Source organism: Rhodococcus sp. NBC_00294, from assembly GCF_036163995.1.
Taxonomy (GTDB): domain Bacteria; phylum Actinomycetota; class Actinomycetes; order Mycobacteriales; family Mycobacteriaceae; genus Rhodococcoides.
Window position 1 is genome coordinate 3,398,044 of sequence record NZ_CP108043.1, and the last position, 12,635, is coordinate 3,410,678.

The following is a 12,635-nucleotide window of genomic DNA, read 5'->3' on the forward strand; positions in this document are numbered from 1 at the left end:
CGGGTCAGGACAGGCCCGCGGCGTCCATCCCGCGCAGCTCCTTCTTGAGGTCCTGGATCTCGTCGCGCAGACGGCCTGCCAGCTCGAACTGAAGTTCGCGCGCCGCGTTCATCATCTGATCGGTGAGCTGCTTGACCAGGTCTGCCAGCTCGGCGCGCGGCATGGTCGAGACGTCGCGCCCCTCCACGACACCGCTGCTGCCGGCTCGTCCCGCCTCGCCGGGCGCCCGCCGGCCACGGCTCGCGTTGCGGCCCGATCCACCGATGTCCACGGTGGCCTCGGTGTCCTCCGCCTCCTCGTACACCTGGTCGAGGATGTCGGCGATCTTCTTGCGCAGCGGCTGCGGATCCACACCCATCTTCTCGTTGTAGGCGATCTGCTTGGCGCGGCGACGCTCGGTCTCCTCCATGGCGTACTGCATCGAGTCGGTGATCTTGTCGGCGTACATGTGCACCTGGCCGGACACGTTTCGGGCCGCACGGCCGATGGTCTGCACCAGGCTGGTCCCGCTGCGCAGGAAGCCCTCCTTGTCGGCGTCCAGGATCGCGACGAGGGAGACCTCCGGGAGGTCCAGACCCTCACGGAGCAGGTTGATGCCGATGAGCACGTCGTACTCGCCGAGCCGGAGCTGACGTAGCAGCTCGACGCGTCGGAGAGTGTCGATGTCGGAGTGCAGGTAGCGCACCCGGATACCGAGCTCGAGGAGGTAGTCGGTGAGATCCTCCGCCATCTTCTTGGTCAGCGTGGTGACCAGGATGCGCTCGTCCTTCTCGGTGCGCTGGCGGATCTCGTGCACGAGGTCGTCGATCTGGCCCTTGGTGGGCTTGACGACGATCTCGGGGTCGACCAGGCCGGTCGGGCGGATGACCTGCTCGACGACCTCACCGCCGCTCTGTCCCAGCTCGTACTTGCCGGGGGTGGCCGACAGGTACACCGTCTGCCCGATGCGCTGCGTGAACTCCTCCCACGTCAGGGGGCGATTGTCGGTGGCCGACGGCAGCCGGAAGCCGAACTCCACGAGGTTGCGCTTGCGCGACATGTCCCCCTCGTACATGGCACCGATCTGGGGCACCGTCACGTGGGACTCGTCGATGACGAGCAGGAAGTCGTCCGGGAAGTAGTCGATGAGTGTGGCCGGCGCAGTCCCGGCAGGTCGCCCGTCGATGTGGCGCGAGTAGTTCTCGATGCCGGAGCAGAAGCCGACCTGCTTGATCATCTCCAGGTCGTACTGCGTACGCATGCGCAACCGCTGGGCCTCGAGCAGCTTGCCCTTGCCCTCCAGGTCGGCGAGCCGCTCCTCGAGCTCGGCCTCGATGTCCCGCACCGCACGCTCCATGCGCTCGGGCCCGGCGACGTAGTGGGTCGCCGGGAAGATGCGCACGCTGTCGACCTGGCGCACCACGTCGCCGGTGAGCGGATGGAGGAAGTACAGCGCCTCGATCTCGTCGCCGAAGAACTCGATCCGGACGGCGAGTTCCTCGTAGGACGGGATGATCTCGACGGTGTCGCCGCGCACACGGAACGATCCGCGGGTGAACGCCATGTCGTTGCGGGTGTATTGCACGTCGACCAGCAGCCGGAGGAACTTGTCTCGCGGGACCTCCTGCCCCACCTCGAGATGCACCGAGCGGTCCACGTAGGACTGCGGCGTGCCGAGACCGTAGATGCACGACACCGAGGCGACCACCACGACGTCGCGACGGGACAGCAGGTTTGCCGTTGCCGAGTGACGGAGCCGCTCGACGTCGTCGTTGACCGACGAGTCCTTCTCGATGTAGGTGTCGGTCTGCGCGATGTACGCCTCGGGCTGGTAGTAGTCGTAGTACGAGACGAAGTACTCGACGGAGTTGTTGGGCAACATCTCTCGCAGTTCGTTGGCCAACTGCGCAGCCAACGTCTTGTTGGGCGCCATGAGCAACGTGGGCCGTTGCACCTGCTCGATCAACCACGCGGTGGTGGCCGACTTTCCGGTGCCGGTGGCGCCCAGGAGCACGATGTCCTTCTCGCCCGCCTGGACCCGCTTGGTCAGCTCCGCGATGGCCGTCGGCTGATCGCCCGCAGGGCTGTACTCGCTGACCACCTCGAAGGGACGATCGCTGCGCTCGATGTCGCCCACGGGACGGAACTCGGAGTGCGCCAGGACGGGTTGTTCAGCTGCAAAAGCCATACCACCAGAGTAGGCCCGACCACCGACACAGTCGCCGTTCGGCGGGTCACACGACCCGGCCGCGGGTACACCGACCGTCGCTGTCGGACCTGCGCGTCACAATGGGCCCATGCTGCTCGCACGCGTCGTCGAGACCTCGGCCACGGTGGCCGCCACCCGGTCCCGCAAGGCCAAGGTCGTGGCGCTCGCCGCGCTGCTGTCCGAGTGCACTCCCGAGGAGGTCGCCCTGGTGACGCTCTACGCGTCCGGCACTCTGCGTCAACGTCGTACCGGCCTGGGGTGGCGCAGCGTCGCCACTCTTCCCCCGGCCGCCGACGCACCGACACTGACGGTCGCCGCCGTCGACGCGGCGTTCGACGCCGTCTCGACGATGGCGGGTCCGGGATCGCAGGCAGCACGCGCGGCGGCGGTGTCCGCTCTGTTCGGCAGCGCCACCGACACGGAACAGACCTGGCTGCGCGGCGTGGTCACCGGTGAGGTCCGTCAGGGTGCGCTCGACGCGCTGGTCCAGGAAGCCGTGGCGGCCGCGGCCGACGTCCCGCTCCCCGAGGTGCGCCGGGCCGCGATGCTGTCGGGATCCACGGTGACGGCCGCGACGGCCGCGTTCACCGGCGGGTCTGCGGCACTCGCGGAGCTGGGACTGACCGTGGGCCGAGCAGTGCTCCCCATGTTGGCCTCCAGCGCCCCCACCGTGGCCGAGGGTGTGGCGAAGGCGGCCGGTGGCGCCGCCGGCGCCGTGGCGCTCGACACCAAGCTGGACGGCATCCGTGTGCAGGTCCACCGTCGCGGTGAGGACGTCTCGGTCAGCACCCGCAGTCTCGACGACATCACCGCACGCCTGCCCGAGGTCGTCGAGTTCGTGCGCGCCCTGCCGCTCACCTCCGTGGTGCTCGACGGCGAGGCACTGGCCCTGGACGAACATGGACGTCCGCGGGCCTTCCAGGAGACGGCGTCCCGCACGGCGCAGTCGACGGGTGTGGCCGTGACGCCTTTCTTCTTCGACATCCTGCACCTGGACGGTGAGGACCTGCTGGACCGTGCGCTGCACGAGCGGCTGGCCGTTCTCGACGCTCTGATCCCGGAGGGCAACAGGGTGCCGCGGCTGGTGACGGCCGACCTCGAGGCCGCGGACTCGTTCGCGGCGTCGGCGGTCGCGTCCGGTCACGAGGGTGTGGTCGTCAAGAACCTCGATGCGCCGTACGACGCGGGACGGCGCGGCGCCGCCTGGGTCAAGGTGAAGCCGGTGCACACGCTCGACCTGGTGGTGCTCGCAGTCGAGTGGGGATCCGGCCGCCGGTCCGGTCTGCTGTCCAACATCCACCTGGGCGCAGTGGATCCTGCCGGCGGGTTCGTGATGCTGGGCAAGACCTTCAAGGGCATGACCGACGAGATGCTCGCCTGGCAGACGGAGCGGTTCCTGGCTCTCGAGACGGGACGGACCTCGCACGTGGTGCACGTGCGACCCGAGCAGGTCGTCGAGATCGCGGTCGACGGACTGCAGCGTTCCTCCCGCTATCCGGGCGGCATCGCACTCCGATTCGCGCGCGTGGTCCGCTACCGCGACGACAAGGTGGCTGCGGACGCCGACACGCTCGACGGCGTGCGCAGCATGTTCGCGCCGCCCGCTCCGTGACGGTGCGCGGTACGGTGCGGACCATGACGGGTCTGGCACACGTGCACCCACCGAAGGTCGAGGTGTTCGACGTCGCGGGACGCACCAACACCGATCCGAAAGGTGTCGTCCGCCCGGTCGACGTGTACGAGACGACCGACTGGGGGCTCTACATGGCCCGTCCGTCGGACCATCCGTCCTTCGACTACCTGGAGTCGTGGATCGTCCCCAGCCTGGGTATCCGCGCGTCGATCTTCCACTACCTGCCCACGCATGTCCGCGACCAGAATCACTACGTCGACATCGGCGAGTTCGTCCGCGACGGGAACGTGTGGCGCTCGGTCGACCACTACCTCGACATCGTCGTCCGTACCGGCCGCGACGCCGAGCTCCTGGACGTCGACGAGTTGCTCGTCGCGCACAGCACCGGGTTGCTCGACGCGCGGACGACGGAGGCCGCCATCCGTCGGGCGTCCGACGCCGTGGACGGAATCGCGGCGGCGAACCACGACGTCGACGGATGGCTCGCCGCTCTCGGCATGACGACCCACTGGGCGGATCGCTGAGGAGCGATCAGTCGGCTTTCCACCCCGTCCGAGCCGCCCATTCCACGACCTCGGGATACACAGTGTCGAAGTACGGCGCCTTCTCCCCCACGTACGCCTCGATGGCCTCCACGTACTCGCCGTGTTCCGCGGCTCGCGAGGCAGCACGGGTCTTCACGTCGAGGTACGCCTCCCGAGCGGCGGGGTCGGCGCGAAGCCGGTCTCGGAACATGAGCGCGAAGACCTGTCCGGGGTACCCGTCGACCCGGAGGTGGATGTTCACCGGTCTGCCCGGGTCGGCTGCGCCGTGCAGACGCTTCTCCCACAGTGCAGGATCGGCTTCCCCCGGCACCGCCGACGGCTTCGGGTCGTCGGCCGTGATGTGTTCGATGCGCGGAAAGGTGGCCGCCGTCAACGGATCGCGCAGTGCGTCCGCGGTGGCGAGATCCGCCACCGTCACCTGGATGTCGAGGACGTCCTTCGCCGGGAAGTCGGGAACCGCGGTGGATCCGATGTGGTCGATCCGTAGCGCTCGGTCGCCGCAGGCGAGACGCACACGATCCATCACGCGCTGTGCCTCGGCGGGCCACATCGGGTCGGCCGGCACCACGCGGGGGGCGGTCCGGGCCACGGTCTCCGAGCGGAGGTTGGCCGCGAAGAGCTCGAGACGATCGGCCCACAGTTCACGGACGGTGGCCTCCAACGCTTCCGGTGTCCCGGAGTTGTCGAGCCACACGTCGGCGGCGGCGCGGCGCTGCTCGTCCGTCGCTTGGGCTGCGATGCGGGCGCGGGCGTCGTCCTCGTTCAGCCCACGCGACGCCACCAGCCGTCGCACCCTCTCCTCCGCCTCGACGTGGACGACCACGACGAGGTGAAAGGCTGCGGCGGTGCGAGATTCGACGAGCAACGGGATGTCGTGCACCAGGACGCAGTCCGGCGGAGCGCTGTTCACGAGCTCGGTCGTGCGCTGCCCGATCAAGGGGTGCAGGATGCCGTTCAGGGCGAGGCGGGATTCCTCGTCCCCGAAGGCCTTGGCCGCCAACGCCGGTCGATTCAGGCTGCCGTCGTCAGCCAGGATGTCCCCGCCGAAGCGCTCGACGAGAGCGGCCAGTCCGGGCGTGCCCGGCTCCACGACCTCGCGCGCGATCTTGTCGGCGTCCACCACCACGGCGCCGAGGTCGGCGACGGTGCGTGACACCGTCGACTTCCCCGCGCCCATTCCACCGGTCAATCCGATTCTCAACACGCACCCAGTGTGGCCGAGTCCGGCGCGCAGCGCATCAACACGCCGCGAATCACCAGTCTCAAATGCACCATGTTTCCCAACCTGTCGGTTATCTTCGAGGCGCACAACAGGCTTTCGTATTTTCTCCGGAAGGCTCCGCGAGACGGTACTCGACAGGTAAAGGACGGGCATGAACACCATTGCGGGAGAGGGAGTCGGTCGGATGCAGTCCGGACGGCACCGCCTGGGCATGTCCGACGGCGTCCACTGCATCCTGATCCCTCAGGTCGCCGATGCGCTGGCGGAACATCGCCGCAACTGGTTCACCTCGCTCATCAGCCCTGCCCGCCACAGCTTCGCGTCCATGCGCAAGCGCGGCGTGCAGATGGGCACCGGCTGGAGTGCAGCCGCAGCGAGCTGACCCACCGCACCACCGACCACACGAGAGAAGGCCCGATCCTGCGCGGATCGGGCCTTCTCTCGTGTGTGGAGCCGGTCGGGTGCCGGTGCCACGAACGGGAGAAGCCCCGAACCTGTGCGGTTCGGGGCTTCTCTCGTTCAGCGGTCGATCAGCGGATCATGCTCCGCCGGGTCGGCGAATCAGGCTCCGCCGGGTCGGCGAATCAGGCTCCGCCGGACAGCTTCTCGCGCAGAGCGGCGAGCTGAGCGTCACTGGCGAGCGATCCGCCGGTGGACTCGGGAGCTGCTGCCGCCGGTGCACCCTGTGCGGACGGGGTACCGGTCTCCGAGGAGTAGCCGGCCGCTGCGTTGGCAGCTTCCTGCGCCTCGTCGGCTGCGGTCTTCTCCATCTGCGCGGTGTGCATCTTGTGGCGACGCTCCGCCTCGGCGTAGCGGCCTTCCCACTCCTCGCGCTGCTTGTCGAAGCCCTCGAGCCATTCGTTGGTCTCGGGATCGAAGCCCTCGGGGAAGACGTAGTTGCCCTGCTCGTCGTACGAGTCGGCCATGCCGTACTTGGACGGATCGAACTCGGCGCTGTAGTCCTCGTTGGCCTGCTTCAGCGACAGCGAGATGCGGCGACGCTCGAGGTCGATGTCGATGACCTTGACGAGCGCGTCGTCGCCCACGGTGACGACCTGGTCCGGGACCTCCACGTGGCGCTCGGCCAGCTCGGAGATGTGGACCAGGCCCTCGATGCCCTCTTCGACGCGCACGAACGCACCGAAGGGAACCAGCTTGGTGACCTTGCCCGGGACGATCTGACCGATCGCATGGGTACGGGCGAACTGACGCCACGGGTCTTCCTGCGTCGCCTTGAGCGACAGGGAGACACGTTCGCGGTCCAGGTCGACGTCGAGAACCTCGACCGTGACCTCGGTGCCGACCTCGACGACCTCGGACGGGTGGTCGATGTGCTTCCAGGACAGCTCGGACACGTGGACCAGGCCGTCGACTCCGCCGAGATCGACGAACGCGCCGAAGTTGACGATGGAGGACACGACGCCCTTGCGGACCTGGCCCTTCTGGAGCTGGTGCAGGAACTCGCTGCGCACCTCGGACTGCGTCTGCTCGAGCCATGCACGGCGCGAGAGGACGACGTTGTTGCGGTTCTTGTCGAGCTCGATGATCTTGGCCTCGATCTCCTTGCCGACGTACGGCTGGAGATCGCGGACACGACGCATCTCGACGAGCGACGCGGGAAGGAAGCCACGGAGACCGATGTCGAGGATGAGTCCACCCTTGACGACCTCGATGACGGTGCCCTTGACGGCCTCGTCCTTCTCCTTGAGCTCCTCGATGGTGCCCCAGGCGCGCTCGTACTGTGCGCGCTTCTTCGACAGGATCAGACGACCCTCTTTGTCCTCCTTGGTGAGGACGAGAGCTTCGACCTCATCGCCCACGGAGACGACCTCGTTGGGGTCGACGTCGTGCTTGATGGAGAGCTCGCGAGAGGGGATGACGCCTTCGGTCTTGTAACCGATGTCGAGCAGGACCTCGTCACGGTCGACCTTGACGATCGTGCCCTCGACGATGTCGCCATCGTTGAAGTACTTGATCGTCGCGTCGATCGCGGCGAGAAAATCCTCGGCGGAGCCGATGTCGTTGACGGCTACCTGCGGCGAGGTGACGGTGGATGAGGCCATGTGGTGAGTTGCTCCGGACGGGTTGGGGTCGGTGGATGGATGTTCGGTCGGACAGACTCGTTCTTCCTGCGGACAGGACACGCGTGCTGCCGTATCTTGAGCGCTGGGAGACGAGACACGACGCAGTCCCCCCGGACACGCCACGGACCCTCGCTGACGAGCGGGAGTCCGACCACGTGCACGCGAAGACAGACATTCGCGTATCGAAGACTACTCGGTGCCCCGCGCACCGAGCAAACCCGGTTACCGTGTTGCGCGTGTCCACAGAAACCCCCGGCGATCTCGGTGTTCCGGCACGTCCGACCGGGTCCACGCCCGGCCACGCTCCCGCTGCCGACGCGGCCCCCGCGGAGCCGCTGCCCGGTCGCCGCCGCGTCGACTCCCGATCCTCCGAGCGGGCGTCCCGGTCCTGGTGGGACCAGGATTCCGACGAGTACCACCGCACCCACGGCGACTTCCTCGGCGTGACGAGCGAGGCCGGCGAGTTCGTGTGGTGCCCCGAGGGTCTGCACGAGGGTGACGTGCACCTGCTCGGTGACGTCGAGGGGCGCGACGTGCTCGAGATCGGATGCGGATCCGCACCCTGCTCGCGCTGGTTGGCCAGTCACGGTGCCCGCGCGACGGGCCTCGACATCTCGGCCGGAATGCTGGCGCACGGCGCTGCGGCGATCGCGGCCCGCGAGGCATCGTCCCCCGGCAGTGCGTCACCCGCACTGATCCAGGCCTCCGCGGAGAACCTGCCGTTCGCCGACGCGTCCTTCGACGTGGTGTGCTCGGCCTTCGGCGCGATCCCGTTCGTCGCCGACTCCGCCGGAGTCATGCGTGAGGTCCGGCGCGTGTTGCGCCCCGGCGGACGGTGGGTGTTCTCGGTCAACCACCCGATGCGGTGGATCTTCCCGGACGATCCGGGCCCGGCCGGGCTGACCGCCACCATCCCCTACTTCGACCGCACGCCGTACGCCGAGTTCAGTCCTGACGGCACCGCCACCTACGTCGAACACCATCGCACGGTGGGCGACCGCGTTCGCGAGATCGTCGCCGCCGGGCTGACTCTGGTCGACATCGTCGAACCCGACTGGCCGGAGTGGCTCGATCGCGAGTGGGGTCAGTGGTCGCCGTTGCGTGGAGTGCTCTTCCCCGGCACCGCGATCTTCTGCTGCACCGCCTGACCTGTCAGAGACCACGCACCACGTGGGCGTCGACCGTCTCGAGGAACTCGCTCGTGGACGCGAGTCCCCCGATGTCCGCGGTACCGACTCCCGAGGCGATCGTCGCCTCGACCGCCGCGCGGATCCGCTCACCCACCCGTGCGTGATCGGCGGGCCCGGGTCCCGCCGCGAGGTGCTCGAGCATCGCGGCCACCGACAGCAGCAGCGCCGTCGGGTTGGCGCGGTTGCGGCCCGCGATGTCGGGGGCCGCGCCGTGGGCGGCCTGAGCCATCACCTTGGTGTCCGAGGCATTGATCGACGGTGCCGTCCCGAGCGACCCCGCCAACTCGCCGGTGAGGTCGGACAAAATGTCTCCGAACATGTTCTCGGCCACCAGGACGTCGAAGGTCTCCCCCGACCGCACGAGCTTCGCCGTGAGGGCGTCGATGTGCTCGTGGTCCACCTCGACGTCCGGGTGCCGCTCGGCCACCTCCATGCACACGTCCTTGAACAGCCCCGTCGTCAATCGCAACACGTTCGTCTTGTGCACCACGGTCACGTGACGCCGACGAGTCTCCGCGAGGGCGAACGCCTGCTCGGCGATGCGTTCGCACGCTCGACGGGTGAACACCGCCACGGCCAGGGCGACGTCGGGAGTGGGCATGAACTCCCCGGATCCGACGGCCATGTTGCGGTCGGCGTAGAAGCCCTCGGTGTTCTCCCGGACGACGACCAGGTCCATGTCCGGACTCGTCGCCCGCACGCCCGGCAACGCGCGTGCCGGTCGGATGTTCGCGTACAGATCGAACTCCTTGCGGATGCGACCACCCGGCGTCAGCTGCCCCCGCGTCTCCTCGGGGTAGGACGCGCTGTCGTGCGGTCCGAGGATCCAGGCGTCCAACTCTGCCAACGCGCTCAGGGTGCGCGGCGGTACCGCGTCGCCGAACTCGTCGAGTGCCGCACGACCGAAGGGCAGCTCCACCCACTCGACGGGCGTGGCACCCAGGGCCTGCACGGCCGCATCGACGATCTGTACGGTCCCGGGTACGATCTCGGTGCCGATGCCGTCGCCGTGCAGGACACCGATGCGGTGCGGTGCGCGGCGCGAACCGGCACCGGACTCGTCGGACTGTGAGGCCCCGGGATGCGCTGCACTCGTCATGGCCGCCATCATTACCCATCATGGTGCAGTCGGTGGAACTCCTCCTGGACGAGCGCAGCGACGATGCGATTCGGCGCGAGTGGAACTACCTCGCCGAGCTGGGCCTGCCGAGTCAGGCTCGGCACGCGGGGGCGTCCAACCGTCCGCACGTCACCATCGCGGTCGCGTCGAGGATCGACGACGTCGCCGAGCGCCGGCTCGCCGCTCTGATCGCCGACGGACGAGACGCCGGGTCGTGGCGGTTCCCCGAGTCGGTACGCCTCGGCGGGTTGGTGGTCTTCGGCGGATCGCGGGCGGTCCTGGCCCGCTCCGTCGTGCCGACCGCGGCTCTCCTGGATCTGCACGCGCGGGTGTACGAGGCGCTCGCCGACTCGCCCGGCATTCCCCCGCATCTCGAACCCGGGCACTGGACTCCGCACGTGACCCTGGCGATGCGCGCGCGTCCCGAGGACATCGGTTCCGCAGCATCGCATCTCGTGACCGATCTTCAGGACGTCGACGCCGAGGTGTCGGCCGTCCGTCGCTGGGACGGCGACGCGAGAGCCGACTGGCTCATCGGGTGACAGGCGGCGCGGCCACCGAGGCGGCTCGGCGCCTCGTCGTGACCACCACCCCGACGATGATGAGCGCGGTACCGAGCACCGCGTTCGCGGTGACCGACTCGTCGAGCACGAGGGCGCCGAGCGCGATGCCGACGACGGGACTGAGGTACGTCACGGTCGACGCGGCGGACGGTCCCCATCCCGTCACGACGTTGGTGTTCCACAGGAAGGCCAGCCCGGTGCCGGCACAGCCGAGCGCGAGCATCGACGCGACGACGGGCACGTCGAGACGCACCGCGTCGCTCGCCACCACGGGTGCCGCGACCAGCATCATCATCGCGGCGAGACCGATCTGCATCGTCGCCACCGCCAACGACGGCACACCCAGCGGGATGACGAACCGACGCAGGTACACCAGCGCGACACCGTAGGACGCGGTGGCGCCGAGGCACGCCAGCTGCGCACGCGGGCTGCCACTCAGACCGCTCTCCCACGGCGCGAACACCACGACGATGCCGGCGAAGCCGATCAGGAGGCCCGCGGCGCGCAGCAGAGTCGGCCGTTCGGCGGGAAGAACGGCGAAGGCCAGCACCGTCGTCATGAGCGGCGTCGTCGCGTTGACGATGGATGCCGTGGCCGAGTCGATCTCCTGCTCCGCCCACGCGAACAGCAGCCACGGGAGGATGCACTGCACCACCGCGAGGAACGTCGAGTGGAGCCACACGACTCCTCGCCGCGGGAGTCGAACATGCATGGGACGCGACAGGATCAGCAGTGTGGCCGCACCGAGGACGAGTCGCGCCAGCACCACCTGGACGAAGCTCAGCCCCTCGAGGCCCACCTTCATGAACAGGAAGCTCGCGCCCCACACCGCTGCGGTGGCCAGGAACTGCAGTACGAGCACGATCAGAAACGGTAGTCGCCGTGGCGGGTCACCTCGGCATGGGTGTCGGGTGTCCGATCCGCGAGTGCGAGGGCGGCCAGGACAGTGAGGAGGAGCAGGACTGTCGCGAGAACGAGGAAGAAGGTCATGCGAGAAATACTCCGTCGCAGCGGATTCCACCAACAGTGGCAGTAATGACATATTTCGTCGTTTTCCTGCCATACTGGGCGACATGCTGACGAAGGTGGTCGTCCCGCTCCTGCCGTTGACCGAGGCGTTCGAACTGGGTGTCGCGTGCGAGGTCTTCGGATTCGACCGGTCGGACGACGGACTGCCGGTCTACGACTTCTCGCTGATCGCGGCCGTCCCCGACCCGATCCGCACTCGGTTCGGCTACTCCATCGACGTCCCGTACGACCTCGATCGACTCGACGACGCGGATCTGATCATCATGTCCGCGGGTGGTACCGCGACGGCGCCGGACGGCACGTTCGCCTGCGGCACCGGTGACGGCCACGACCTCGAGCCGCTGGCCGAGAAGTTGCGCGCTGCCGTGGCGAGAGGCGCGCGCGTCGCGAGCCTGTGCACCGGCGCCTTCGTTCTCGGCGAGGCGGGACTGCTGGACGGACGTCGGTGCACGACCCACTGGCGCCATGCGGCGCGCCTGGCCGAGCGCTTTCCCGGCGCCACGGTCGACTCGAACGTGCTCTACGTCCAGGACGGCAACGTCTACACCAGCGCGGGAACCGCTGCCGGGATCGACCTGTGCCTGCACATCGTGCGGTCCACACAGGGCGCCGCGGTGGCCAACGGCATCGCACGACGCATGGTGGTGCCCCCGCACCGTGACGGCGGCCAGGCCCAGTACGTCGCGGTGCCCGTCCCCACCTGCGACTCGGACACCCTCGCCCCGCTCATCGACTGGATCGCCGAGAACCTGCGCGAGGACCTCACCGTGGACGTCCTGGCAGCACGCGTCTCGATGTCGCCCCGCACCTTCGCTCGCCGATTCCAGGCGGAGACGGGCACGACCCCGGCACGCTGGATCAGCGATCAGCGCGTTCTCGAGGCGCAGCGACTCCTCGAGTCAAGTGACCTGTCGGTGGACGCCGTCGCGGACACCGTGGGATTCGGTTCCGCGGCGGTGTTGCGCCAGCACTTCCTGCGGCTACGCCGCACCACACCGCAGTCCTACCGGCGCACCTTCCGGGCGGCGCCCGTCTCGGTCTGATCGAATTCGGGAATGACG

12 protein-coding genes are annotated in these 12,635 nt (G+C 68.5%); 6 read left to right on the top strand and 6 right to left on the bottom strand.

The genetic code is table 11. From position 1 onward, the window contains the following. Positions 1-4 precede the first annotated feature (4 nt). Positions 5-2,167, bottom strand: coding sequence for an excinuclease ABC subunit UvrB (gene uvrB, locus OHB23_RS15845; RefSeq protein WP_027506756.1), 2,163 nt, complete (start codon positions 2,165-2,167; stop codon positions 5-7). A 109-nt stretch (positions 2,168-2,276) separates the two neighbouring features. On the opposite strand from uvrB, the gene OHB23_RS15850 reads away from it, so the two are divergent. Together OHB23_RS15850 and OHB23_RS15855 are read left to right on the top strand one after the other, a co-directional pair. After that, positions 2,277-3,800, top strand: a complete 1,524-nt coding sequence (locus OHB23_RS15850; RefSeq protein ID WP_328809876.1) for an ATP-dependent DNA ligase — start codon at positions 2,277-2,279, stop codon at positions 3,798-3,800. Positions 3,801-3,823: 23 nt separating this feature from the next. Then, on the top strand, positions 3,824-4,345 hold the full coding sequence (locus tag OHB23_RS15855; protein ID WP_328809877.1) for a DUF402 domain-containing protein: 522 nt from the start codon (positions 3,824-3,826) through the stop codon (positions 4,343-4,345). Between the two features lie 7 nt (positions 4,346-4,352). On the opposite strand, the gene coaE is transcribed toward OHB23_RS15855, so the two are convergent. Next, positions 4,353-5,570, bottom strand: coding sequence for a dephospho-CoA kinase (gene coaE / locus OHB23_RS15860; protein WP_328809878.1), 1,218 nt, complete (start codon positions 5,568-5,570; stop codon positions 4,353-4,355). A gap of 169 nt (positions 5,571-5,739) precedes the next feature. On the opposite strand from coaE, the gene OHB23_RS15865 reads away from it, so the two are divergent. Continuing rightward, entirely contained in the window at positions 5,740-5,970 is a 231-nt protein-coding gene (locus OHB23_RS15865) for a hypothetical protein (protein ID WP_081821417.1), read from the top strand. A 202-nt stretch (positions 5,971-6,172) separates the two neighbouring features. Here the strand turns inward: OHB23_RS15865 and rpsA are convergent, their stop codons facing one another. Then, entirely contained in the window at positions 6,173-7,651 is a 1,479-nt protein-coding gene (gene rpsA, locus OHB23_RS15870) for a 30S ribosomal protein S1 (protein ID WP_027506761.1), read from the bottom strand. Between the two features lie 356 nt (positions 7,652-8,007). On the opposite strand from rpsA, the gene OHB23_RS15875 reads away from it, so the two are divergent. Continuing rightward, positions 8,008-8,820, top strand: a complete 813-nt coding sequence (locus tag OHB23_RS15875; protein ID WP_328811658.1) for a class I SAM-dependent methyltransferase — start codon at positions 8,008-8,010, stop codon at positions 8,818-8,820. Positions 8,821-8,824: 4 nt separating this feature from the next. Here the strand turns inward: OHB23_RS15875 and OHB23_RS15880 are convergent, their stop codons facing one another. Continuing rightward, entirely contained in the window at positions 8,825-9,961 is a 1,137-nt protein-coding gene (locus tag OHB23_RS15880) for an isocitrate/isopropylmalate dehydrogenase family protein (protein WP_328809879.1), read from the bottom strand. A 20-nt stretch (positions 9,962-9,981) separates the two neighbouring features. On the opposite strand from OHB23_RS15880, the gene OHB23_RS15885 reads away from it, so the two are divergent. Continuing rightward, complete coding sequence (locus OHB23_RS15885) at positions 9,982-10,524, top strand: 2'-5' RNA ligase family protein (RefSeq protein WP_027506763.1); 543 nt, start codon at positions 9,982-9,984, stop codon at positions 10,522-10,524. On the opposite strand, the gene OHB23_RS15890 is transcribed toward OHB23_RS15885, so the two are convergent. Continuing rightward, a complete protein-coding gene (locus OHB23_RS15890; RefSeq protein ID WP_328809880.1) occupies positions 10,514-11,407 on the bottom strand; it encodes a DMT family transporter in 894 nt (297 codons plus the stop codon). The two genes, OHB23_RS15885 and OHB23_RS15890, sit on opposite strands and share 11 nt — an antisense overlap. A gap of 2 nt (positions 11,408-11,409) precedes the next feature. Beyond that, on the bottom strand, positions 11,410-11,535 hold the full coding sequence (locus OHB23_RS15895) for a hypothetical protein (RefSeq protein ID WP_261769712.1): 126 nt from the start codon (positions 11,533-11,535) through the stop codon (positions 11,410-11,412). Positions 11,536-11,618: 83 nt separating this feature from the next. Between OHB23_RS15895 and OHB23_RS15900 the strand changes: the two genes are divergently transcribed. Next, complete coding sequence (locus OHB23_RS15900) at positions 11,619-12,617, top strand: GlxA family transcriptional regulator (protein WP_027506765.1); 999 nt, start codon at positions 11,619-11,621, stop codon at positions 12,615-12,617. The last annotated feature ends 18 nt before the right edge of the window (positions 12,618-12,635 follow it).